Source organism: Caballeronia sp. KNU42, assembly GCF_053760385.1.
The window spans coordinates 3,276,711-3,299,788 of sequence record NZ_CM132388.1 but is presented as its reverse complement, the minus strand read 5'-3'; the positions used below and the strand labels follow the sequence as shown (position 1 = coordinate 3,299,788).

Sequence of the window (23,078 nt, the reverse complement as noted above, 5' to 3'; positions counted from 1 at the left end):
GCCCAGCGTTCAGCCGGCAGTCCGTCTGCGGCCTAGCGCGACATCATGTGCGCGCCGACGTTATGCAGGACCCACAACGTCCCGCCGATCAGGATCACCGCCACCATCACGGTGAAGCCGAACGCGAGCACGTTCCATCGCTGCGATGAAGACGTGTTCATATGCAGGAAGAACACCAGGTGCACGAGGATTTGGACGAACGCGAGCACCGCGATCGCGATGATCGTCTCGGTCGGCCCCAACGCCTGTTGCATGACCAGTCCAAAAGCCGCGGCCGTCAGCACGACCGACAGGACGAAGCCAATGACATACGAGCGCATGCTGCCGTGGCCCGCGCCGGTATCGATTGAATGTGCGTGTGCCATTTATACGACGCTCGTCAGATAAACAAAGGTAAAGACGCAAATCCACACGATGTCCAGAAAGTGCCAGAAGAGGCTGAGACACGTGAGGCGCGTCAGATCGCGTTGGGTGACTTTCTTGTTGCCGATGACCTGGATGGCCAGGACCACCATCCAGATCAGGCCAACCGTTACGTGCAAGCCGTGGGTTGCGACCAGCGTGAAGAACGCTGACAAAAATGCGCTGCGATCGGGTCCGTAACCCTGCGCGATCAGCATGCTGAACTCGTGGATTTCCAGTCCAATAAACAAAGCGCCCAGCACGAACGTCACACCGAGCCACGCCAGCAGCGCGGCCGACTTGCCCTTGTGCGCGGCCAGCATGCCGAAGCCGAACGTGATGCTGCTCAGCAAGAGAATGGCCGTTTCCAGCATGACGCCGGGAAGCTCGAAGACGTCCTTGCCCGACGGACCGTCCGCGAACTGATGACCCATGACCGCGAACACAGCGAACAACGACGCAAAGATGATGCAGTCGGTCATCAGGTACACCCAGAACCCGAACACGGTATTCGATGCACCGTGGTCGTCGTGGGATCCCGTCAGATCGAGTGAGATGGTTTTTTGCAGCATTACAGTGCCTCCTGCAGGTCGAGCGAGCGCGCCGGTGTTGTCGGCGTGCCGTCCATGCCGGCGACAGTTTCAGCGGAAATGATGTAGTCGATATCGTCGTCGTAGCTTCGCAGGATCAGCGTGACGACCACGCCCAGGAACCCGGCGATCGCCAGCCACCAGATATGCCAGACCAGCGCGAATCCAATAGCGAGGCTGAACAAGCCGATGATCAACCCGGCGCTCGTATTGCGCGGCATATGGATGTCGCGATAGTCCTCGACTGCATGGCGCGTGCGGCCGCGCTCCTTCATGTGCGCGAAGGCATCGAGGTCATGAATTACAGGCAGGACCGCGAAGTTGTAGAGGGGCGGCGGTGAACTCGTCGCCCATTCGAGCGTGCGGCCATTCCACGGATCTCCTGTGACGTCCTTGTACGCGGGCGAGTTGCGCTTCACCACGCTGACCACGACCTGAGCGACCTGGAACAGCACGCCCACGAGAATGATCAACGCGCCGATCAGCGCAACGACCATGTACGGCTGCCAGCCCGGCGTGTCGTAGTGATTCATGCGGCGTGTAGCGCCCATGAAGCCGAGCACGTACAGCGGCATGAACGCAGTCCAGAAGCCTCCGAACCAGCACCAGAATGCGCATTTACCAAGCGTTTCGTTCAGCTTGAAACCGAACGCCTTCGGGAACCAGTACGTGAAGCCGGCGAGATACCCGAACACCACGCCGCCAATAATCGCGTTATGGAAGTGAGCGATCAGGAACAGGCTGTTATGCAGTACAAAGTCCGCGCCCGGCACGGCCAGCAACACACCCGTCATGCCACCCACGGTGAACGTGATCATGAAGCCGATCGTCCACAACACCGGCGACGAAAATTCCAGCCGGCCCTTGTAGATGGTGAACAGCCAGTTGAAGATCTTCACGCCGGTCGGAATGGCGATGATCATGGTCATGATCCCGAAGAACGCATTCACGTTCGCGCCGGAACCCATCGTGAAGAAGTGATGCAGCCACACGAGCAACGACAACACCATGATGGAGCATGTTGCGTAGACCATCGTCTTGTAGCCGAACAGCGGTTTTTTCGCGAACGTAGCCACCACTTCCGAGTAGATGCCGAACGCCGGCAACACCAGGATGTACACCTCCGGATGGCCCCACGCCCAGATCAGGTTCAGGTAAAGCATGGCGTTACCGCCGGCATCGTTCGTGAAGAAATGCATGCCGAAATAACGGTCGAGCGCGAGCAATGCGAGCGTTGCGGTGAGGATCGGGAACGTCGCGAGAATCAGCACGTTCGAGCACAGCGCGGTCCAGGTGAACACCGGCATCTTCATGAACGTCATGCCCGGCGCGCGCATCTTGACGATCGTCACGAAGAAGTTGATGCCGGTCAGCACCGTCCCTATGCCGGAAAGCTGCAGACTCCATAAGTAGTAGTCGACACCCGCCCCCGGACTGAATTGCAGCTCCGACAACGGCGGATACGCGAGCCATCCGGTTTGCGCGAAATCTCCGATAACCAGCGAGATATTCATCAGCATCGCGGCAATCGCGGTCATCCAGAAACTAAGCGAATTGATGAACGGGAATGCGACGTCGCGTGCGCCGATTTGCAGCGGCACCACAATGTTCATCAAGCCGATCATGAACGCCATCGCCATGAAGAAAATCATGATGACGCCGTGCGCCGTGAAGATCTGGTTGTAATGCTCGGGCGGCAAAAATCCCGGGCCGTTGTAGGCCAGCGCGAGTTGCGTGCGCATCATGAGCGCATCGACAAAACCGCGCAGCAGCATCAACACCGCCACGACGATATACATCACGCCAATCTTCTTGTGATCGACCGACGTCAGCCATTCACTCCAGAGATAACCCCACTTCTTGAACCATGTCAGCCCGACGACCACGGCCAGCACAATGACGGCCATGAACGCCGCCGCGGCCATGATGATCGGCTGATCGAACGGTATGTCCGATAGCGTTAATTTTCCCAACAAATTTCCAAACATGGCTTACCCCTTCGTGCGGCAGATCGGGTCGGGTATGTTGCGAGCATGCCCGTTGTTATATTTCGCGACGATGCTCTGAAACAGATTCGCGTCGACCTTGGAGAAGTACTGGACCGGATGCTTTTCGGTCGGCGCGGCCACGGCCGCGTAGTTCACGCCGTCGAGCTGACCCGGAGATGACCTAACCTTCGCCACCCAGGCGGCAAACTCTTCAGGCGTAGTCGCGACGGCGCGGAATTTCATGTCCGAGAAGCCCTGACCGCTGAAATTCGCGGAGATGCCGGCGTAGTCACCGGCTTCATCGGCGATTAAATGCAGCTTGGTTTGCATGCCCGCCATTGCGTAGATCTGACCGCCCAATTGCGGGATGAAGAATGAGTTCATCACCGAATCCGACGTGATCTTGAAGTTCACCGGCGTGCCAACGGGAAACTCAATCCGATTAACCGAAGCAATGCCCAGATCTGGATAAATGAATAACCATTTCCAGTCGAGTGCGACAACTTCAACATTGATCGGCTTTACCGCAGACACAAGCGGTTTATAAGGATCAAGCGCGTGTGTGCTCTTGTAGGTCAGAATACCGAGATACAGGATAATCAAACTAGGGACGAGCCAGACCACGGCTTCGATCTTGTTGGAATGAGCCCACTTCGGCAAATACTCGGCAGACGTATTCGATTGCCGATATTTCCACGCAAACAGCAGCGTGAGGAAGATGACCGGTACCACCACGATCAGCATGGCGTACGTGGACGTAAGAATAAGATTCTTCTCAGCCAGCCCGATGCTGCCTTTAGGATCGAGTAGATCCATCTGGCCACAGCCCGACAGAAGAAGAGCAGGGAAAATTGCTAACCGCTTGCAAAACCCCGACCCGGATTTTTGTTTCATACCTTGCCCGATTTCAACGTTTTTGAGATATTACGTTTCGACTTTTAACCAGCCTCGGGAGAAGGGTAGCGCGATTTCAACCGGTCATTTAATCCAACTTTTTCGAAAAATATTTTGTGTTTGTTTGGCGCGTCTTATTGCCGCAGACTTATATGCGCTGCAGATGCGGCGATTTGACCTGGATTATCGAGATAATAACCATTGTTTATAAATCAGGATAATAAAAAACGAAGGCCTGGATTCGCAGGCCTTCGCGTCACGCCGGCAAGCCGACTAAACCATCACTTCAGGTACAGCCCCGGCGCCCACGATCCTTCGCGCGAAGAAAATTGGAAGGTCTTTCCCGTCGCATTGCGAATGCAGATCGCAATCTGCTTCGCTCCGGCCTGCTTCTGCGACGCTATATAGGCGCTGATGTCGTTGTCGCGAACCTGCTGAACGTTGTCCGCATAAATTCCGCCGAGGTAGTCACTGTCGCTCGAATGGCACGCAGATGCCGAAGGGAGGTTCGAGGTGTCGTCCCAGTCCGTGGTCGCGGAATAGATCCAGAGCATGACGGCGCTGGAATCGGTGATGTTCCCACCGAGAGTCTGGAGGTACGAACCGGCATACGCGTAGTCGTCCAGGTTTTCCGGCATCGGAAATTTGATCAGGATGACGTCGCCCGGCGCCGAGACCAACGTTGCGCTCGTCGGACGAACGGCGCCCTTGCTGTCCAACTGAACATTCGCGCTGGCCTTCGAATAATAAGCGGGGATGTACTTGCTGCAGGTCGAACCAGCGACTTCACCCTTGTTCATGCAGGTATCGACGATGTACTGCATGCTCTCGGCGTGCCACGCATTGATGAAATCACCGTGCGCCGTATACATGCTGCCCCATTGCGGCACCCACTGGCCGTTCTGGAATACCGGATCCAGTGACAACTGCGCGGTGGACAAGTCCGGGTCGCTTCCAAGGGGATACACAACATTCAACTGCAGTTCCGGAATCTTGACCGGATAAGCAGCGGGACACGTACCGTCAGAGTTTCGATACGCCACGTTGAGCGCGCCGTTTGCAGCCCGCATGAGGCTGTTCATCCGCTCCGCCCTGCTGTTGCCAAGGTTAGGTTTCAGCGTCTTGCCGTCCCAGCAATCCGGAAAATGCACGGAGATATGGAGTTCGGAGGGCTCGCCAGTGCTCGCGCTATTGGGCGGACAGCTTGTTGGCATTGTCGTCGTGAACTTGTTGGTCCCCATGCATATGAAGTTCACATGCGGGTTGGGAGCCGTGCCCATGTGATCGCCGGCCAGCATTTGAAGGCCCGGCGGAATCGCGTGAACCGGCGCGGAGTCCACCGGTTGATCATTCTTGTAGTAGGTCTTCTCGTAGGTTGGCGTGACGATCCCGGACGCGCGCTTTAATTGCGGCACCCAGTAGGCCGAGCGGTCGGCAGTCGAATCACAGTTCACGGCCTTGTTGGTGCTCAGCGACTCGTAGGTGCTATTCGCATTTGTGCCGGGATTGGCGAAGAAATCATGCACCATGGCCTCTCCCGGTTTCCCCGGATAAACAATGGGATCATCGGCCAGCGTGTGCGAATAGTTGCAGTCGGAATTGAACTCGGTACCGGCGTGGGCAATGTTCGCGCCAAGCATAAGCGTGATCCAGATGACGATGCGTAGCTTCATGAACGGCTCCTGAAACGAAACAGCAACAATGAAGGGGTTGATTTCTCAAGGCGATTTTATTTAGGTAAACTTATTAATCGCCACCCAGAATAAACGCGGTCGTTGTCTTTCGCGACAGATGGTTTTGATTGAGCGCCAAACTGAAACAGCCAAAAAAAATGCGGCCCCATCGGTAACGATGGGGCCGCATTGCTAACTGCTTATGTCCGGCTCAGCTTTCGATGCGCAAGCTGCCGGTAAGCCTTGGCAGGCTCAGACGGCTAACGGAGCCGCGCCATGACCCGGCGAAAGACGCTTCGCCATGGTGGCGGCATAACGATCAGCCGCGTTACCCACGACAATGTGGAACGTGTCGGCGGAAACCCATGCAACGTCGAGTGCCGACAAGCGTTGACGATCCACTGACGACGGATCGCGCACCACCACCCGCAGGCGCGTCGCGGCGACGGCATCGAGCGAAGCCACGTTGGTCGCGCCACCGAACACGGCAAGCCAACGCACCGGATCGGGATCGAGCGGACCTTGCTCGCCCGGGGCGACAGCGGCCGCAGGAGCAGCAGCAGGCTTGGACGAAGCCGACGTTGCGCCGCCCGTGGACGACCGCTCGAGTTCGGTGCGGATTTCATCGGAGATGAGATCGGCTTCCGGCCCGATGATGACCTGCACACTCGTCGCGCCGCGCTTCAACACGCCACGCGCACCAATCGCCTTCAACTCGGGTTCCGACACCTTCGCTGAATCCACCACCGACAGACGCAGACGCGTGGTGCATGCATCGACGACCGTCAGGTTCGACGCGCCGCCCAAAGCGGCGATGTAGCGCACTGCGCGCGGCACGGTAGCGCCGGCGGTCGGGGACACAAAACCCGTGTTGTCATAGGACTCGACTTCCGCGTCGGTCGTAGCAGGCTCACGGCCCGGCGTCGCCATGTTGAACTTGCGGATGAAGAAGCGGAACAGGCCGTAGTACACCAGACCGTAGACCAGGCCCACCGGAATCGCCAGCCAGCCGCGCTGCGACAGCCCGTAGTTCAGCACATAGTCGATAGCACCAGCCGAGAACGTGAAGCCGAGGTGAATACCCAACGCCGAGCAAATGGCAAGCGACAGGCCAGTCAACACCGCGTGGATCGCGTACAGCGCCGGGGCGAGGAACATGAAGGTGTATTCGATCGGCTCCGTCACGCCCGTCAGGAACGCGGTCAGGGCCATCGAGAAGAGCAGGCCGCCGACCATTGCGCGGCGATGCTTCGGTGCTTCATGGAACATGGCAAGACACGCTGCCGGCAAGCCAAACATCATGATCGGGAAGAAACCCGTCATGAAGCCGCCTGCGGTTTTATCGCCGGCGAAGAAGCGATGCAAGTCGCCCGTCACCGCCGCGCCGCCGCCCGGGGGCGTGTATGAACCGAACACGAACCATGCAAGCGAGTTGATGATGTGGTGCAGACCCGTCACCAGCAGGATCCGGTTCAGCACGCCGAACACGAACACGCCCAGCGCGCCTGCGCCCGTGAGCCAGCCGCCGGCTGCATCGATAGCCGCCTGGACCGGCGCCCACACATACCCCAGCACAATCCCGATCACCAGACAGGTCACCCCCGTGACAATCGGCACGAAGCGTTTCCCTCCGAAGAACGCGAGGTACTCAGGCAACTTGATGTCTTTGTACTTGTTGTAGAGGAACCCGGCCACGCAACCTGCAACGATCCCCGACAGCACGCCCATGTTGAGCTTGTCGTTGATGTCCTTCATCACCGCGATTTCGATCAGGTAACCGATCGCACCCGCCAGACCGGCCGTACCGTTATTGTCCTTCGCAAAACCAACCGCCACGCCGATGGCGAACAAGAGTGGCAGGTTTGAAAAGATCGTGTCGCCTGCATCGGCGATCATCTTGATGTTGAAGACATCCGGCTGGCCGAGGCGCAATAGCAGCCCGGCCACCGGTAGCACGGCAATCGGCAGCATCAGCGCGCGGCCGAGTCGCTGCATTCTTGCAAACAGGTTGGCGTCCATCAGGTTCTCCAGAGATAAGTGTCTTGTCGTTGATCGTGTTGGTGCTGCATGTTGTCGATCGAAGCTTTTTTTACTAATGAACGCGAAGGCCGGTCGCCGGACGGACGTGTTAGTCCAGCGGCCAGATTTCGCGGCTTGCTGCTCTTACTGCCTGTGCTGATTCGAGCGCCAAGGCGTCCTCAGCGCGCTGACGGCACAGTGGGTAATCGAGTTTGCGCACGAGCGCCTTGATGCCGGGAACCGAAACCGGGTCCACGGACAATTCCGTCACGCCAAGTCCCACGAGCAAGGGCACGGCGACCGGGTCGCCACCGAGCGCGCCGCAAACACCGACCCATTTGCCGTGCTTGGCCGCGCCGTCTGTCGCTGCCTTGATGAGGCGCAGCACGGCCGGATGCAGACCGTCTGCCTGGGCCGCAAGATCGGCCTGGCATCGGTCCATGGCGAGCGTGTATTGCGTGAGATCGTTCGTGCCGATAGACAGGAAATCCGCGTGTTGAGCGAGCTGATCGGCCAGCAGCGCCGCCGACGGCACTTCGATCATCACGCCCACCTGAATCGGATCGGTGCGGCCAATTTCCGCCGCGAGTTCATCGATGCGCTTCCTCAAGCGCACGAGCTCGCCGGAATCGGTGACCATCGGCAGAAGGATGCGCACCGTGCCGAATGGCTTCACCGCGAGCAGGCCACGCAACTGGTCGTCGAGGAGATCGGGGCGCACCTGCGCCAGGCGGATGCCGCGCAGGCCGAGCGCCGGATTCGTTTCAGGCGGCAGCGTGAGGTAATCGACTTCCTTGTCCGCGCCCACATCGAGCGTGCGGATGATCGCCGTGCGCCCGTTCAATGCGCCGACAATCGATTGATAGCTTTCCTCATGTTCAGCGGCCGTCGGAGCGGACTGGCGATGAATAAACAACAGTTCGGTGCGCAGAAGCCCGACGGCGTCCGCGCCGTTATCGACGGCGGTTTTTGCGTCATCCAGTGTCGCGATGTTCGCCGCCACTTCAATCGTGCGGCCATCTTTCGTGGCCGCCGCTTCCTGCGATGTGCGGCGATTCACTTCACGCACGCCCGCGAGACGCTGGCGCTCGAGGCGCGCGCGCTCCACATCGAGTGCGGTCGGTGCGTGTTCCAGGCGACCCGCCGATGCATCCACCACAACCTGCGTGCCGTCGGGAATCGCGTGCAGCGCGTCGCCCACCGCGACCAGCGCCGGAATGCCAATCTGGCGCGCGATGATCGCCGCGTGCGACGTCGCGCCGCCGCGTGCCATCACCAGCGCGGTCACACGCGTGCGATCAAGCGACGACAGGTCGGAGGGCGTGAATTCATCGGCGGCGAGCACGGCTTCGTCGGGTAATTCACGCGCCGCCGTGTTCGTATAACCGAGCGCGCGCAGCACGCGCTTTTCGATATCGCGGAGATCGGCTGCACGCTCAGCCAGCAACGTATCTTCGATAGTCGACAACACCGCGATCTGTGCGCGAATCGCTTCACGCCATGCAAAGCCGGCGCTCTTGCCGAGGCTGATCAGATCGCGCGCGGCGTCGAGCAGCGTGGGGTCTTCCAGCAACACGCGATGCACCGCGAAAATCCCCGCCTCGCCCACTGCACCGCGCTGCGAAGCAGTACGGACGGTTTCACCCAGTTCCGCGTCGATGGTGGCAATGGCCTTGTCCAGCAAACGGCTTTCCGTGGCCGACGTCCCGGTTGCCTGCTCGGGCGGCGTGATGTCGTTGTCGTCCCAGCGCACGAGCTTGCCGACCGCAATTCCCGGCGATGCGCATACGCCGGCAATCGTGTTCGGATCGAGCGGCTTGCCCGGATCACGGGCGACGGCGACCGGTGCGGGCGATTGCGTGCGCGCCGGTTTTTCTTCCACTTCGCCATGCGCTTCGCGCAGCAATTCCGCCGCGACCGCTTCAACCGCCGCAACCGCTTGCGCGCCTACCCCAAGCAACTCGATAGTCGCGCCCTCGCCGGCGCCGAGGCCAAGCAAACCGACCACACTTTCAATCGGCGCTTTACGGCCGTTGAAACGCACTTCCACTTTAGCGTCGAAACCGCGCGCCGCTTCGCGGGCCCGGGCCGCGGGCCGCGCGTGCAAACCGCCGGCATGCCCAAGCGTCACGGTGCGGCGCGCTTCATCGGTGAAATTTGCATCGCTGCGGGCCGCGTCCGCCTTCACGCCGCCCTTGCCGCGCAGCACCAGCAACTGGCTTTCGCCGGCCTTCAGCATGCCGCGGCCGGCACGGTCGACCACCTCGAACGCGTCGCTATTGGCGATTGCAATCACGGAGACGAGGCTCGGTGCGTTCTGCGCGACGTAGTCGGCGTCGAATTCGATCAGCACCTGGCCGGTGCGCACGCTCGCGCCCTGCTCGACCTTGGGCGTAAAACCTTTGCCCCCAAGCTCCACCGTATCGATACCAATATGCACCAGGATTTCCGCGCCTTGCGACGTGCGCAGGGTCACGGCGTGATGCGTGCGCGCGAGATGCGTGATGACGCCATCGCACGGGGAAAGCAGCGCACCTGAGAGCGGATCGATACCAATGCCATCGCCGAACATTCCGTCCGCAAACACAGGATCGGGGACGTCGGCGAGCGGCACCATCGGGCCGGTGAACGGCGCGAGCAACACGAAATCGTTCGGGTTTTCAGTGGAATGATTCAACAGGGACTCCTCGGCACGGCGCATCGGATGATTCTCGATTAACGGGTTTCGGTGACTTTCGCCAGATGGCGCGGCGCGTCGGGATTGCGCCCGCGCGCGGCAGCCAGGGCGTCGGCCATCACATAGAAGGACAGGATTGCTGCGATAGGATCGAGCGCGAAATGAGCGGTCTCGACCAGCGGCAACCTGGCTTCGGGCACATCGGAGGGCGCGGCAAGCAGCACGCGTGCGCCTCGTGCGCGCATGTCGCGGGCAAGCTGGATCAAACCGGCCTGCTCCGGACCGCGCGGCGCGAACACGAGCAGCGGATAGTCCTCGCCGATGAGTTCCATCGGACCATGCCGCACTTCCGCGCTAGAAAACGCTTCAGCCTGGATACCCGATGTTTCCTTCAGCTTGAGCGCCGCTTCTTGGGCAATCGCGAGACCGAGTCCACGGCCGATCACGATCATGCGATCGACGTTTTTCAATTCATCGACAGCGTGCGACCAGTCGAGCTTGCCCGCTGCGCGCAATGCGTCGGGCAGCGTTTTCAGCGCGTTCAGCAACTCGACGTCTTTCTGCACGTGCGCAATCACGATCGCCGACAACGACAAAATGGCGATATAGCTTTTAGTGGCCGCCACCGACAACTCGGGGCCGGCCAAAAGCGGAAGAGTCCATTCACATGCTTCGGCAAGCGGCGACCCGGGCACGTTGACAGCAGCCACGGTCAGCGCGCCCGCAGCACGCAACGCCTGCATCGTGCCGACCAGATCGGGGCTCTTGCCCGACTGCGAGAACGCCACGGCCAGTTGGCCTCTCACACGCAAGGGCGCTTGCTGCAAAGTCGCCACCGACATGGGCAACGAAGCGACCGGCACGCCGATCCGGCTCATGGTCAGGCCTGCGAAGTAACTGGCGGCGTGATCCGACGAACCGCGCGCAACGGTCAGCGCAACATGGCGCGGCTCTTCGGCGAGCCGTGCGGCGAGTGCTTCAATGTGGGAAGTATCGGCGAGCTGGGCGACCACCACGTCGGCGGAAGCCAGTGCCTCATCAAGCATATTCGACAATTGATTCACCCTCTACATAAGTTGCCGTCAACGCAAGTTCGCGATCGAATACGACGAGGTCCGCCCACGCGCCACGCGCGATGCGGCCTCTGTCTTCGAGGCCGAGATAATCGGCGGCGTAGCGTGACAGGCGATTGGAAACGTCCGCCATCGGCAAGCCGATGGAGACAAGATTGCGCAGCGCCTGATCCATGGTCAGCGTGCTGCCGGCGAGCGTGCCGTCGGCAAGACGCACGCCGCCCATGCACTTCGTGACGTGCTGGCTTCCCAGCCGATATTCACCGTCGGGCATGCCGGATGCCGAGGTGCTGTCGGTGACCACATACAGTCGCGGAATGGCGCGCAACGCGGCGCGAATCGCACCGGGATGCACGTGCAGGAGATCGGGGATCAGTTCAGCGTATTCGGCATGCGCGAGCGCCGCGCCGACCACGCCGGGATTGCGGTGATGCAGCGGCGACATGGCGTTGAACAAGTGCGTGAACCCGCGTGCGCCGTGTTTGAGCGCATTGACGGCGTCTTCGTAAGTCGCAAGCGAATGGCCCACTTGCACGCGCACGCCGCGCGCCGCCATTTCCTGGATCACTTCAATATGCCCGGAAATTTCCGGCGCGATGGTCACCACGCGGATAGGCGCGAGCGACAAGTACTTCAGCACTTCGTCGCGCACCGCAACGGCTGCCGCGTCCGGCTGCGCGCCGAGCTTGCCGGGATTGATGTAGGGCCCTTCCAGATGCACGCCAAGCACTCGCGCGCCACCGGGCGCGCGGCGGATGGATTGTTCGCCGAGACCTGCGACGACCGCCATGAGTTCGTCTCGTGGAGCGGTCATGGTGGTGGCGAGCATGCTGGTGGTGCCGTGCTTCGCGTGCTCGCGCGCAACGGTATTCGCGGCGTCGCCGCCTTCCATGATGTCCGCGCCGCCGCCGCCGTGCACGTGACAGTCGACGAAGCCCGGCAGGATGTACGGCGCATCATTGGTCTTCGGGTCCACGCGCGCGCCTTCGAGCGCGGTCACCCGTCCGTTCGCAAACTCGACCGAGCCGTATATCCAGCCGTCGGTCGTGAGGATGTTTCCTTTCAGCATGAATCTCTCTCGTGAAACCTGCCGCGAGGCACGCGTCTGAAGGCGCGCCGTGCGCATGATGAAGCTCCATCAACCGTCGCACCCGCTGCGAGCAGGGCGAAAGCCGCCGATACAACCTTTCCCCGGTGACTTCCCGCGATGGCGTTTTTCGCCTCTGGATTTGTTTTGCGACGCCTGTTTCGACGTCTCGCCGGCCCGGTAGTGGAGGGACTCTGGCGCGATGCTTACTGCACGAACAACACTGGAACACGATGCCGACTGGACACGTTGATTCACACTTTGCGACCAATTTTTACGATCACCCGGTCGAGCGATTATGCATAGGAATGGTCACAAGGCAGACGTCTTTGGCGAGCCCATTATATAACCAAAATAATACCAGTCAATTTTCAAAATCATTCGGGTCACCCCTAACAAACTTGTTACTTATCAATAGGTTGAACGTATCTCAAATTTATTTCCCAATCACGCTTATATCGGTGATTACCCTATAACGCAGCCCACTTCAATGCGTCTGGTCTGCACACTATAGACGCCCTTCGGCCGCCGCAGGAGGTGCCGTCGACGCTCTTCTGCACGATCATGCTTTTATTCGGCACAATAGCCTCGATCGATTCACCGGGGAAAACGGTGAACGGCATAAAAACGAGAGAGCGAGGTGGATATGGACAGTTCCATGAACGGCGGCCTGACCGATGCGGTGCGCCGCTTCCAATGGTTTTACGCGTGCCACGTCAGGGCACCCCATGAGTTGGTCGAGCACAGCGCGTTGTCGCTGACGGAAATGCGCGTGCTGTTTGCTGTCATGCATGCGGGCACATGCACGGCAGCGGATATCTCGCGCACGCTCCGCCTCGATACCGGTTATCTGAGCCGGATGCTGACGCAATTCGAGTGCGCCGGATTGATCGAGCGGCAGCCATTTTCCGGCGATGGCCGCCGCAACCAGGTTTCATTGACCGTAGCCGGAGAAACGGCGCTGGCTGCGGTCAGCACGCATGTGCGCGACGACGTTTCTGCCACGCTGGACGCAATGACGCCGGACGAAGGCGCGCAATTGCTTGCATCGATGGGATGCGTCCAGCGCCTGCTCGGGCCGAACGGGGCCGCGCAGCGTGTTCGGCTGCGCGGTCCGCGACCGGGCGATTTCGGCTGGATCGTCGAGCGTGAGGCGCAACTCGCCCCCGGTGGAATGCAAGCGCAACGTGAGCGAGAGATTCGCACAGCGATGGTCGTAGCGGATTACCTGACTGCAACCGATCCGGCGCGCAATGCGTGCTGGATCGCCGAGCAGGACGGCGTCAGCGCAGGCGCGAGCCTGCTGATAGGCACATCAGCCGGGACTGCACGGATTTCGGCGTTGTTCATGGAACCGGGTGTAAGGCGAGGCGGTATCGCCCGCCGTTTGGTCAATGCGTGCGTGACGTTCGCCATCGAGTCCGGATATGACCGCATTGTCTGCGCGACCGATCTGAACCCGTCTCCGGTTGCCCCTCTGCTCCGGCCGTTTGGTTTCGAGGAGCTAAGCGGTCAGGGGGAATGGGAAAAGCGTCTGGAAGAAACCTGCGCCAATTGAAGCCTGCGCACCGAGGCGACTGAGCGGGCTTAAGCTTAAGATTGAGGCCCGTTCTCTATCGGTTGGAATCGCCCATGTACGTCATCCATCTACGCTACACCGGCGCGCTCGCTGAAATCGACGACGCGCTCGACGCTCATCGCCTCTATCTCGAACGGCAGTTCGACGCGGGCGCGTTTATCATCGCGGGGCCCAAAGTACCGCGCGACGGCGGCATCATCCTGGCGGCGAGTATGGAGCGTGACCGGCTTGACGCGATCATTGCGGAAGACCCGTTCTCGCAGCAGCGGCTTGTGCACTACGACATCATCGAGTTCAAGGCCACGCGGCTCGCACCCGATCTGAATTTGCCGCAATCGCCGTAGTTGTGATGATTTTCATCGGTCGATCTTCCTCGAAGATTTCGGGCGCGGACTGCCATTAAAAAGGCCGTTTCAACGCGAGTTGAAACGGCCTTGACGCTCTTGAAACAAACGTGCGCTCAGTCGAGCAACAACTTCAGATCGTGCACCCACGTATCCACGCCCTGCCCGTCGCGTGCGAACAGCCTGAGATGCCCTTGTGGATCGAAGACATAACTTGCAGCCGTGTGGTCCATGGTGTATTCGCCAGCCGTCTTGCCCGGAACCTGCGCGTAATACACGCGAAAATCCTTCGTGATCTTGACGAGTTCGGCCGTATCGGCGGGACGCAGGCCGACGAACGCCGGGCTAAACGCCGACACATATTCACCCAGCAGCGGCGCGGTATCGCGTGCCGGATCAACCGTGACCATCAGCACTTGAACGCGTTTGCCGTCATCGCCGAGTTTTTGCAGCGCTTGTGAAAGTTCAGCGAGCGTGGTTGGGCAAACGTCCGGGCAATGCGTGTAACCGAAGAACAGCACCACGGCCTTGCCTTTGAAATCGCCCAGCGTGCGCGTTTTGCCGCTGGTGTCCGGCAACGAAAAATCGCTGCCGAACTGCGTATTGCCGGTGATGTCGAGATTCGTGAACGCCGGTTTGCTATCGCATCCTGCAAGCAGCGCCGCGGCCAAAACGAATCCCAACCAGACAGCGATCCCTCGAACAGAACACTTCATAAACCGATCACCGTGCGCACGTAATGATCCACGAGCAGCGCGCCGAACAGCAGCGACAAATACACGATGGAGAACCGGAAGGTCTTGCGCGCGAGAGCATCGGAATATTCACGATAAATCTTCCACGCATAACCCAGGAAAATGCCGCCAAGCACAACAGCCGACGCCAGATAGAGCACGCCGCTCATGCCCGAGATAAACGGCATCATGGTCACGGCAAACAGGATTACCGTGTACAAAAGGATATGCAGGCGCGTGTATTTCTCGCCGTGCGTATTCGGCAGCATGGGCAAGCCGGCGTTCTCGTAGTCCTTGCGCCTGTACAACGCCAGCGACCAGAAGTGCGGCGGCGTCCATACGAAGATGATCAGCACAAGAATCCACGCATCGCCGGGTACATGGCCGGTGACGGCCGCCCAGCCGAGCGCCGGCGGCATGGCGCCCGACGCACCACCGATCACGATATTTTGCGGCGTTGCGGGTTTCAGCAAGCACGTATAAATCACCGCATAGCCGACGAACGTGGCGATCGTCAGCCACATGGTCAGCGCGTTTGTGAACGTATAGAGCGTCCACATGCCGGCGCCGCCGAGCACAGCAGAAAACAGCAGGATCTGTGCAGGCGTGATCTCGCCGCGTGCGGAGGGGCGCCATGCGGTGCGGCGCATCATTGCATCGATCTTCTGTTCCATCAGGCAGTTGATGGCGAACGCGGCTCCGGCCAGCAACCAGATGCCCACGGTTCCGCCGATCAGCACGGTCCAAGGCACCATACCCGGCGTAGACAGGAACATACCGATGACCGCGCAGAAAACCGCGAGTTGCGTCACGCGCGGTTTGGTCAACGCGATGTACTGCGAGAGGCGGTTACCGGAAGGGGAAATCAGTGTCGTGCTGTCCATAGAAACTCACGGAGCTTGGCGCGGGAGTGCTGCGGGAACGGCGTCGCGCGGGGCGGTGGCAGGCGACCCCACAACGTGGCCGGGACGGCTGGAAGAGATTCGAAAGTTTACCATAACGCTCAACAGCAAAAGGATGGCCGCCCCGCCGTTGTGGGCCACGGCAATAGGCAACGGCCACTGCAGCAGGATGTTCGACAATCCCGTCAGGAACTGCACGAGGATCACGATCATGATGCCGTTGGCGGGTTTTCTCAACGACTCAAATCGCCGCAGTTTTGCGGCAAGCCACAACGTGTATAGCACGACGACGATCGCAAAGTTCCTGTGGGTCCAGTGAATCGCGACGAGCGCGTCCTGCGAGATGACATCGCCGTCGCCGGTCATGCCGAGCGCGCGCCACAGGTGGAAGCCGTGCTCGAAGTTCATCGGCGGAATCCAGGCGCCGTTGCACAGCGGGAAGTCCGTGCAGGCGAGCACCGCATAGTTCGTGCTGACCCAGCCGCCCAGCGCGATCTGAACCACCAGCAGCAATAAGCCGACAAGCGCTGCAGGCAACCAGCGGGCGGCGGCGGGATCGATAGCGGGAATCGGCGTCAGGCGCGCGGCCAGCCAGCCGAGCGCGCCGAGCAGCGCCAGCCCGAGCAACAGATGCGTCGTCACAATGACCGGCTGCAGCTTCATGGTGACGGTCCACGCACCGAACGCGCCCTGCACCACGATCAGCATCAGGATTCCGGTCGGCCACCAGGGCGACACGTGCAGCGGCCGACGCTTGAGACGCGCCGTCCATGCGATCAGGACCTGCGCGATGATCAACACGCCGATCGCCATGGCGAAATAACGGTGGATCATTTCGATCCACGCCTTGCCGATGCTCACCGGCCCCGTCGGCATCGCCTGATAGGCAGCGTTAATGGCAGCGTGCGCAATAAACGGCGACGACGTGCCATAGCAGCCCGGCCAGTCAGGACAACCGAGACCGGAATCGGTCAGGCGCGTAAAACCGCCGAACATCACGAGGTCGAGCGTCAGGAACGTGGTCAGCCAGACGAGCTTGCGAAATTTGTTGTCGTCGGCTTTCACCCACACGTACGAAAGCGGCAGCAACGCAATGCAGATGCCGATCAATCCAAGTTGTAAAACGTAGGTCATGCGTGCACTGTCCTCAACCGATCCGCGACCACTTCAGCAGCTTTGCCAGATCCGCCTTGATCTTCTCCGGCTCCGGATTCTTCGGGAACCGCATCATCAGGTTGCCGTTCGGATCGACCAGGAAGATGTGATCGGTGAGTTGTGTATCGGCGCCGGCCGGCAGCCACGCTGCCACCGCTTTCGGATCGGCGACCAGCATGCGCGTGTCCGGCTGCGGATAAGCCGTGCGGATCACGCTCGACACCGGTTTGTCATCGGTACGAAGCCAGACGTTGACCACCCGATCCCGTTCCGCCCCTTGCAGCACGCGCACCTGCCGCATGAAGAACAGGCGCGTGACGCACTGTTCGTTGCACTCGCCGCCATTGACCGTGACCATCAGCCATTTACCGCGCAAGGCGGTGAGCGGCATCGGCTTGCCTTGTTCGTCGGTGACGGCAAGTTGCTCGGGAATCGGCCGTTGCGGCTCGATCAGCGCACCGTAGCTCGTCGTGCCACCGGTCGGCTTGACGACGTAGTACATAAAGTAGGACGCGAGGACCGGCGCCGCGCAAACGGCCGCGAGCAGGATCAGCATCCAGCGGCCCTTGTTCCATGAGCCGGGCGTGCGTCCGGGTGTACGTTCCTGCTGCTGGGCACGCGCCTTGTGAATGGCGGACGCGGACGGTCGGGGAGTTTGCATGGACAAAATGTTGCCTCTATTCGTTTGCTGCATCGCGTACTTCTTTCACGCGATGCGTTCGTTCAAGCGTGTGGCGCCTGCTTTGCGGCCGATGACCAGAGCGGGTGCGGGCCGAATGCCTGCCACTTCTGGTTAAACCCACCTGAACCGTACACACGATAATCAATCCGTCGTGCTTGAGCTCGAGAGGTTGTCGGATCAAGCCTTCCCATCCAGCGTTTCCGGTGCGCTCTGCCCGTCGCCGTCCTTCTTCCCTTCGTTCTTCGCCGCACGCCTCGCGGCGTACAGCCCGAATCCGAGCGCTGCAAGCGCCATGCCCCACCACTGCAGCATATAACCGTAGTTGGTCTCCACGCCCATGGTCGGCGCCGGCCAGTCACGCACCAGCTTGTCACCGCTGTTGTTCAGTTGCTGAATCACGAACGGTTGCAGCGGCAATCCCGTTTCGGCGGCGTACGCAGCGACATCGAGATTCTGCCGAATCTTTTGCTGCGCCGCGGAACCACCGTGCCCCAGTTCGAAGGCCTGAGACGCATTCGCCCGCGCAATGCCTTCAATCTCGACTTCACCGGACGGCGTGTCATACGGCTCAATGCCCGTGCGATCGACCAGACTACGTGGCAACCAGCCGCGATTCACCAGGACCACCCCGCCGCCATCGAGCTTGAGCGGCATCACGACGTAGAAACCCGGCTGGTCGTTATAGGGCCGATTATCGAGATAAACGACTCGATCGGGCACGAACGTGCCACGCGCCAGCACACGATGAAACTCGATATCCTTCAACGCAATCGGCGTCACGCCGACGCGTTGCACGGGCGCGTTTTCAAATGCGACGATCCGTGCGTTCAACTGCTCTTTCTGATGCGCGCGGTCCCGTTGCCAGAAGCCGAGCCGCACCGTAACCGCCATGACGATCAGGATGATCAGCGTTGGCCAGAAGCGAATTTTCATGCCGCGTTCCCGCCGATGAAAACCTGAACGCCCACGCGGCATGTTACCTGCGGTGCGATAATCGATGAATCGAACTTCTTAGGCCAACTGGCTGTTTTCATGCATATATTCGTTGCTGTTGCATTCATTCTCATCATCGGGAGCCTGGGTTCGGCGCTGTACTTCATGATGACCGACAAGGGCAAGACCAAGCGTATGGTGTGGTCGCTCGCCATGCGGGTCGGGCTGTCGATCTCGCTGTTCCTCTTCATCCTGTTCGCGCACTGGATGGGCTGGATTCAGTCGACCGGGATTCCGCTCGGACGCTGAGTAAGGCCTGAGTAACGTCTTAGGTTATGCCTGCGTTGGGTCTTTCGTCGGCCCGAAGGTTCGCCCTGGATCGCGGAATACTAGCGGGTCGTTGCACTCAGCTCTGCGACAAAACCGCGCGGGAAACTTCATCCCCAACATGCCGCCGAGCGGCGTTCAAAAGCAAAACGCCGCCCGAGTCAGGTCGAGGCGGCGCTTTGCAAAGCATCTTTTCAATCGACTTCACTTCGTTTCAATCCACTTCAGATCATCCGTTCGGCCCGGAAGCGGTTCGTTAAATCCCCCGCATCGCCCCGCTGAACGTTGCCTGAACGCTTACAGCCAGTACACAACCACGTACAGTCCAAGCCACACCACGTCGACGAAGTGCCAGTACCACGCGGCCCCTTCGAACGCGAAGTGATGCTCCGCCGTGAAATGCCCACGGATGACACGCACCAGAACCACCGTGAGCATCGTGCCGCCGAGGAACACGTGAAAACCGTGGAAGCCCGTCAGCAGGAAGAACGTTGAACCGTACACGCCCGAAGCCAAAGTCAGGTTCAGCTCGTTGTACGCGTGGAAATATTCGTAGCCCTGGCAGAACAGGAAGCACAGGCCGAGCAGAATGGTCGCACCCAGCCAGATAATCGTTTTGTTCCGATGATTCTCGCGCAACGCATGGTGCGCAACCGTCAACGTCGCACCCGAGCTAAGCAACAGCGCCGTGTTGATCGTCGGCAGCGGCCACGGCGTCATGGAACGGAAATGCGACACCAGCCCGGCAGGACCGTTGTTCGGCCATACGGCCGTGAAATCCGGCCAGATCAGCTTGTAATCGAGACTGCCCAGTTCGTGCAGCGCAATCTGGCGCGCATAGAACAGCGCGCCGAAGAATGCGCCGAAGAACATGACTTCGGAGAAGATGAACCAGCTCATGCTCCATCGATACGACAAATCGACATTCTTGCCGTACATCCCGCCCTCAGATTCCCCGATGGAGTCTCCAAACCAGTGCCACAACGTGTACAGCAGCCAAAGCAGGCCGACGACAAATGTGATCGGCGCCCATGGTTCACCATTGACCCACGACGCCAGCGAAGCCATCGAGATCAGCAGCCCGGTGGCGGCCATGATCGGATGTCTCGACGGCTGCGGGACGAAATAGTACGCGCTTTCGTTGTGACCGCTCATTATTGATTCTCCACTTCGATCCAGTTGCTTGAATTTTTTGCTGCCACCGCCGCCGCCTGATTCTTCCCCAGCAACGCCACTGGCGTTATTTCACCACCGCCCGCACTACCACCAGCAACACCACGATAAACAACGCCGCCCCAATCACCCCGGCCGCGATCAGATGCAGCGGGTTCAGCGAGGCATCGCTTTCCAGGTCGCTGCGACGGCGCACGCCGAAGAACGACCAGAAAACCGCCTTCAGCAACCGAAGAAAGCTGTTCTTCGGCGCCGGCTTTTGTGTTTCAACCATCTCACGTCTCCGCCGCTCGCACGGCTTGTGTACTACCTGCCGCGCATATTTGCCGGAAAGCGCAACGTTGGGCTATGTACCGCTTCGCGACACCGACGCCGGCGCGGTCAATTCAAAGAATGTGTACGACAACGTGATCGTTTTCACATCCTTGGGCAGCTTCGGATCCACCACGAACACCACGGGCATGCGCCGTGTCTCGTTCGGCTTCAGCGTTTGCTGCGTGAAACAAAAGCACTCGATCTTCTTGAAGTACTCGGTGGCCTGCATGGGCGCGTAGCTCGGAATGGCTTGCGCCTGAACCGTGCGGGCTTGCTGGTTGGTCACCTCGTACATCACCGTCATCACTTCGCCCGGATGCACGTCCAGCGTGTTCTGTTCCGGCTTGAACTGCAATGGGCCGCGCGCGTTTGCATCGAATTCGATGGAAATCTTGCGGCTCATGTCGACCTGCGTATTCTTTGCTTCCCGTGCACCCACGTCGCGCTGCACAAGATTGTTGATGCCGGTAATCGAGCAGATCGCGCGATACATGGGCACGAGCGCAAAGCCAAATCCAAACATGGCTGCCGCCACCACGATCAGCTTGACCATCATCGAGCGGTTGAACGCGCGATCTTCCTTGATCTCCTCAGGCGTCGACACGTTCCTACCCTCTGGAACGCACGTACTGATCGACGACTACCGCCGCGAAAAACAACGCGGCTACTGCCAGCAGGATCAGGCCAAGCCGCTTGTTGCCCGCGCGAACCTGTGCGGGCGTGCGTTGCTTCTGTGAATTCCGGGTCATCCGTTCAGGCTTTATTCCACTAGTCATGCGCTTCGCTGTCATTGTCGTGCTGGCGCGCGTTCCGTTTTGCAAAGTCTGGACGGAACGCGCTGCGTGCTCTTACTCAACGTGCGGCGGCTGCTCGAACGTGTGGAACGGAGCCGGGCTCGGCACGGTCCATTCCAGACCTTCGGCGCCGTCCCACGGCTTGTCGCCGGCTTTCTCCAGCTCACCACCGCCGCGATACGCCGGCAATGCCACCGCAAACAGGAAGTACACCTGCGCCAGACCGAAACCAAATGCGCCGATCGTCGCAACCTGGTTGAAGTCGGTGAACTGCGCCGGGTAATCCGCATATCGACGCGGCATGCCGGCGAGACCCAGGAAGTGCATCGGGAAGAAGGTGATGTTGAAGAAGATCATCGACGCCCAGAAGTGGATCTTGCCGCGCGTCTCGTTGTACATCCAGCCGGTCCACTTAGGCGACCAGTAATACCACCCGGAGAACAGCGCGAACAGCGACCCCGCGACCAGCACGTAGTGGAAGTGCGCCACCACGTAATAAGTCCCGTGCATCTGGATATCGAGCGGCGCCATGGAGAGGATCAGGCCCGTGAAACCGCCCATGGTGAACACGAACAGGAAGCCGATGGCGAACAACATGGGCGATTCGAAGGTCAACGAACCGCGCCACATGGTGGCGACCCAGTTGAACACCTTAACGCCAGTGGGCACCGCGATCAGCATGGTCGCGTACATGAAGAACAGCTGGCCCGTCACCGGCATACCGGTGGCGAACATGTGGTGCGCCCAGACCATGAACGAGAGAATCGCAATGGACGACGTGGCGTACACCATCGAGCTATAACCGAACAGCGGCTTGCGCGAGAACGCCGGGATCACCTGCGACACAATCCCGAACGCCGGCAAGATCATGATGTACACCTCGGGATGCCCGAAGAACCAGAAGATATGCTGGTACATCACCGGATCGCCGCCGCCTGCTGCATTGAAGAACGACGTGCCGAAGTGGCGATCGAACAGCACCATGGTGATCGCACCTGCCAGCACCGGCATCACAGCAATCAACAGGTACGCGGTGATCAGCCAGGTCCAGCAGAACATGGGCATCTTCATCAGCGTCATGCCGGGCGCGCGCATGTTCAAGATCGTCACGACGATATTGATACCGCCCATGATCGACGACGCACCCATCAAGTGGATCGCGAAAATCGCGAAGTCCATGCCCGGGCCCATCTGCGTGGAGAGCGGCGCGTACAGCGTCCAGCCGGCAGCGGTTGCGCCGCCGGGAACGAAGAACGACGTGATCAGCAGGATGGCGGCAACCGGCAAGAGCCAGAAGCTGAAGTTGTTCATCCGCGCGAAGGCCATGTCCGACGCGCCAATCTGCAGCGGAATCTGCCAGTTCGCAAAACCGACAAACGCCGGCATGATCGCGCCGAACACCATGATCAGGCCGTGCATGGTGGTCAACTGGTTGAAGAACTCGGGGCGCATGATCTGCAGGCCCGGCTCGAAGAGCTCGGCGCGGATCATCAGCGCCATCACGCCCCCAGAGAGGAACATGATGAACGAGAACAACAGGTACAACGTACCGATGTCCTTGTGGTTCGTCGCGAACAGCCAGCGACGCCAGCCGTACGGCAGTTCGTGCGCGTGCTCTTCGTGGTCATGACCGTGATCATGAGCGTGGCCATGTTCGTGGCCCGCGGTTACATCGTGTCCGATGCTAGACATGACAATCTCCTAAAGCGAATTCTGCGGCACTTGGGCGTTACGCTA

The 23,078-nt window shown here is 60.1% G+C and carries 22 protein-coding genes; 3 read left to right on the top strand and 19 right to left on the bottom strand.

Going from position 1 to position 23,078, the window contains the following annotated elements; translation table 11 throughout:
* Positions 1-32 precede the first annotated feature (32 nt).
* The 9 genes from cyoD to nagA all read right to left on the bottom strand — a co-directional run bounded on the left by cyoD (position 33) and on the right by nagA (position 12,385).
* Positions 33-365: a cytochrome o ubiquinol oxidase subunit IV gene (gene cyoD / locus ACSOSP_RS14910; protein WP_455307832.1), complete on the bottom strand. Its 333-nt coding sequence runs from the start codon at positions 363-365 to the stop codon at positions 33-35.
* Entirely contained in the window at positions 366-974 is a 609-nt protein-coding gene (gene cyoC, locus ACSOSP_RS14905) for a cytochrome o ubiquinol oxidase subunit III (protein WP_051887828.1), read from the bottom strand. It lies immediately after the preceding gene.
* Positions 974-2,968, bottom strand: coding sequence for a cytochrome o ubiquinol oxidase subunit I (gene cyoB / locus ACSOSP_RS14900; RefSeq protein ID WP_455310977.1), 1,995 nt, complete (start codon positions 2,966-2,968; stop codon positions 974-976). Before cyoB ends, cyoC begins: the two co-directional genes overlap by 1 nt.
* 15 nt (positions 2,969-2,983) lie before the next feature.
* Entirely contained in the window at positions 2,984-3,874 is an 891-nt protein-coding gene (cyoA, locus tag ACSOSP_RS14895) for a ubiquinol oxidase subunit II (RefSeq protein ID WP_455307830.1), read from the bottom strand.
* 281 nt (positions 3,875-4,155) lie between these two features.
* Positions 4,156-5,547, bottom strand: coding sequence for a DUF1996 domain-containing protein (locus ACSOSP_RS14890; RefSeq protein WP_455307828.1), 1,392 nt, complete (start codon positions 5,545-5,547; stop codon positions 4,156-4,158).
* A 252-nt stretch (positions 5,548-5,799) separates the two neighbouring features.
* A complete protein-coding gene (nagE, locus tag ACSOSP_RS14885; RefSeq protein WP_455307826.1) occupies positions 5,800-7,566 on the bottom strand; it encodes an N-acetylglucosamine-specific PTS transporter subunit IIBC in 1,767 nt (588 codons plus the stop codon).
* 109 nt (positions 7,567-7,675) lie between these two features.
* Positions 7,676-10,267, bottom strand: coding sequence for a phosphoenolpyruvate--protein phosphotransferase (gene ptsP, locus ACSOSP_RS14880; protein ID WP_455307824.1), 2,592 nt, complete (start codon positions 10,265-10,267; stop codon positions 7,676-7,678).
* Between the two features lie 14 nt (positions 10,268-10,281).
* Positions 10,282-11,289: an SIS domain-containing protein gene (locus ACSOSP_RS14875; RefSeq protein ID WP_455310976.1), complete on the bottom strand. Its 1,008-nt coding sequence runs from the start codon at positions 11,287-11,289 to the stop codon at positions 10,282-10,284.
* Entirely contained in the window at positions 11,282-12,385 is a 1,104-nt protein-coding gene (gene nagA / locus ACSOSP_RS14870; protein ID WP_455307821.1) for an N-acetylglucosamine-6-phosphate deacetylase, read from the bottom strand. The genes ACSOSP_RS14875 and nagA overlap by 8 nt, the downstream gene beginning before the upstream one ends.
* A gap of 664 nt (positions 12,386-13,049) precedes the next feature.
* On the opposite strand from nagA, the gene ACSOSP_RS14865 reads away from it, so the two are divergent.
* Both ACSOSP_RS14865 and ACSOSP_RS14860 read left to right on the top strand, forming a co-directional pair.
* On the top strand, positions 13,050-13,961 hold the full coding sequence (locus ACSOSP_RS14865) for a bifunctional helix-turn-helix transcriptional regulator/GNAT family N-acetyltransferase (protein ID WP_455307818.1): 912 nt from the start codon (positions 13,050-13,052) through the stop codon (positions 13,959-13,961).
* Between the two features lie 74 nt (positions 13,962-14,035).
* Positions 14,036-14,326: a YciI family protein gene (locus tag ACSOSP_RS14860; RefSeq protein WP_455307816.1), complete on the top strand. Its 291-nt coding sequence runs from the start codon at positions 14,036-14,038 to the stop codon at positions 14,324-14,326.
* 116 nt (positions 14,327-14,442) lie between these two features.
* On the opposite strand, the gene ACSOSP_RS14855 is transcribed toward ACSOSP_RS14860, so the two are convergent.
* From ACSOSP_RS14855 to ACSOSP_RS14835, 5 genes are all read right to left on the bottom strand, one after another.
* Positions 14,443-15,042 (bottom strand): SCO family protein, encoded by a 600-nt coding sequence (locus ACSOSP_RS14855; RefSeq protein ID WP_455307815.1) that lies wholly within the window; start codon positions 15,040-15,042, stop codon positions 14,443-14,445.
* Positions 15,039-15,944 (bottom strand): heme o synthase, encoded by a 906-nt coding sequence (gene cyoE / locus ACSOSP_RS14850; protein ID WP_455307813.1) that lies wholly within the window; start codon positions 15,942-15,944, stop codon positions 15,039-15,041. Before cyoE ends, ACSOSP_RS14855 begins: the two co-directional genes overlap by 4 nt.
* A gap of 6 nt (positions 15,945-15,950) precedes the next feature.
* The gene (locus ACSOSP_RS14845) at positions 15,951-17,096 is read right to left on the bottom strand and encodes a COX15/CtaA family protein (RefSeq protein WP_455307811.1); all 1,146 of its coding nucleotides are present in this window, start codon (positions 17,094-17,096) and stop codon (positions 15,951-15,953) included.
* 13 nt (positions 17,097-17,109) lie between these two features.
* Positions 17,110-17,778: an SCO family protein gene (locus ACSOSP_RS14840; RefSeq protein WP_455307809.1), complete on the bottom strand. Its 669-nt coding sequence runs from the start codon at positions 17,776-17,778 to the stop codon at positions 17,110-17,112.
* A 198-nt stretch (positions 17,779-17,976) separates the two neighbouring features.
* Positions 17,977-18,732: an SURF1 family protein gene (locus tag ACSOSP_RS14835; RefSeq protein WP_455307807.1), complete on the bottom strand. Its 756-nt coding sequence runs from the start codon at positions 18,730-18,732 to the stop codon at positions 17,977-17,979.
* A 99-nt stretch (positions 18,733-18,831) separates the two neighbouring features.
* On the opposite strand from ACSOSP_RS14835, the gene ACSOSP_RS14830 reads away from it, so the two are divergent.
* Positions 18,832-19,041 carry a twin transmembrane helix small protein gene (locus tag ACSOSP_RS14830; protein ID WP_031357641.1) on the top strand — a complete coding sequence of 70 codons (210 nt, stop codon included), beginning with the start codon at positions 18,832-18,834 and terminating at the stop codon, positions 19,039-19,041.
* A gap of 315 nt (positions 19,042-19,356) precedes the next feature.
* Here ACSOSP_RS14830 and ACSOSP_RS14825 read toward each other — a convergent pair whose 3' ends face one another.
* From ACSOSP_RS14825 to ctaD, 5 genes are all read right to left on the bottom strand, one after another.
* The gene (locus ACSOSP_RS14825; protein WP_455307804.1) at positions 19,357-20,214 is read right to left on the bottom strand and encodes a cytochrome c oxidase subunit 3; all 858 of its coding nucleotides are present in this window, start codon (positions 20,212-20,214) and stop codon (positions 19,357-19,359) included.
* Between the two features lie 85 nt (positions 20,215-20,299).
* Positions 20,300-20,506, bottom strand: coding sequence for a DUF2970 domain-containing protein (locus ACSOSP_RS14820; RefSeq protein ID WP_158937150.1), 207 nt, complete (start codon positions 20,504-20,506; stop codon positions 20,300-20,302).
* Positions 20,507-20,578: 72 nt separating this feature from the next.
* Positions 20,579-21,151, bottom strand: coding sequence for a cytochrome c oxidase assembly protein (locus ACSOSP_RS14815; RefSeq protein WP_455307802.1), 573 nt, complete (start codon positions 21,149-21,151; stop codon positions 20,579-20,581).
* A 4-nt stretch (positions 21,152-21,155) separates the two neighbouring features.
* On the bottom strand, positions 21,156-21,296 hold the full coding sequence (locus ACSOSP_RS14810) for a cytochrome oxidase small assembly protein (RefSeq protein ID WP_455310975.1): 141 nt from the start codon (positions 21,294-21,296) through the stop codon (positions 21,156-21,158).
* Positions 21,297-21,395: 99 nt separating this feature from the next.
* Positions 21,396-23,033, bottom strand: coding sequence for a cytochrome c oxidase subunit I (gene ctaD / locus ACSOSP_RS14805; RefSeq protein ID WP_455307800.1), 1,638 nt, complete (start codon positions 23,031-23,033; stop codon positions 21,396-21,398).
* Positions 23,034-23,078 lie beyond the last annotated feature (45 nt).

Bases quoted from the DNA above. Each gene is read 5' to 3' on its own strand.
- cyoD (WP_455307832.1), bottom strand. From the start codon at position 365: ATGGCACACGCACATTCAATCGATACCGGCGCGGGCCACGGCAGCATG.
- cyoC (WP_051887828.1), bottom strand. From the start codon at position 974: ATGCTGCAAAAAACCATCTCACTCGATCTGACGGGATCCCACGACGAC.
- cyoA (WP_455307830.1), bottom strand. From the start codon at position 3,874: ATGAAACAAAAATCCGGGTCGGGGTTTTGCAAGCGGTTAGCAATTTTC.
- ACSOSP_RS14890 (WP_455307828.1), bottom strand. From the start codon at position 5,547: ATGAAGCTACGCATCGTCATCTGGATCACGCTTATGCTTGGCGCGAAC.
- nagE (WP_455307826.1), bottom strand. From the start codon at position 7,566: ATGGACGCCAACCTGTTTGCAAGAATGCAGCGACTCGGCCGCGCGCTG.
- ptsP (WP_455307824.1), bottom strand. From the start codon at position 10,267: ATGCGCCGTGCCGAGGAGTCCCTGTTGAATCATTCCACTGAAAACCCG.
- ACSOSP_RS14875 (WP_455310976.1), bottom strand. From the start codon at position 11,289: ATGCTTGATGAGGCACTGGCTTCCGCCGACGTGGTGGTCGCCCAGCTC.
- nagA (WP_455307821.1), bottom strand. From the start codon at position 12,385: ATGCTGAAAGGAAACATCCTCACGACCGACGGCTGGATATACGGCTCG.
- ACSOSP_RS14865 (WP_455307818.1), top strand. From the start codon at position 13,050: ATGGACAGTTCCATGAACGGCGGCCTGACCGATGCGGTGCGCCGCTTC.
- ACSOSP_RS14860 (WP_455307816.1), top strand. From the start codon at position 14,036: ATGTACGTCATCCATCTACGCTACACCGGCGCGCTCGCTGAAATCGAC.
- ACSOSP_RS14855 (WP_455307815.1), bottom strand. From the start codon at position 15,042: ATGAAGTGTTCTGTTCGAGGGATCGCTGTCTGGTTGGGATTCGTTTTG.
- cyoE (WP_455307813.1), bottom strand. From the start codon at position 15,944: ATGGACAGCACGACACTGATTTCCCCTTCCGGTAACCGCCTCTCGCAG.
- ACSOSP_RS14845 (WP_455307811.1), bottom strand. From the start codon at position 17,096: ATGACCTACGTTTTACAACTTGGATTGATCGGCATCTGCATTGCGTTG.
- ACSOSP_RS14840 (WP_455307809.1), bottom strand. From the start codon at position 17,778: ATGCAAACTCCCCGACCGTCCGCGTCCGCCATTCACAAGGCGCGTGCC.
- ACSOSP_RS14835 (WP_455307807.1), bottom strand. From the start codon at position 18,732: ATGAAAATTCGCTTCTGGCCAACGCTGATCATCCTGATCGTCATGGCG.
- ACSOSP_RS14830 (WP_031357641.1), top strand. From the start codon at position 18,832: ATGCATATATTCGTTGCTGTTGCATTCATTCTCATCATCGGGAGCCTG.
- ACSOSP_RS14825 (WP_455307804.1), bottom strand. From the start codon at position 20,214: ATGAGCGGTCACAACGAAAGCGCGTACTATTTCGTCCCGCAGCCGTCG.
- ACSOSP_RS14820 (WP_158937150.1), bottom strand. From the start codon at position 20,506: ATGGTTGAAACACAAAAGCCGGCGCCGAAGAACAGCTTTCTTCGGTTG.
- ACSOSP_RS14810 (WP_455310975.1), bottom strand. From the start codon at position 21,296: ATGACCCGGAATTCACAGAAGCAACGCACGCCCGCACAGGTTCGCGCG.
- ctaD (WP_455307800.1), bottom strand. From the start codon at position 23,033: ATGTCTAGCATCGGACACGATGTAACCGCGGGCCACGAACATGGCCAC.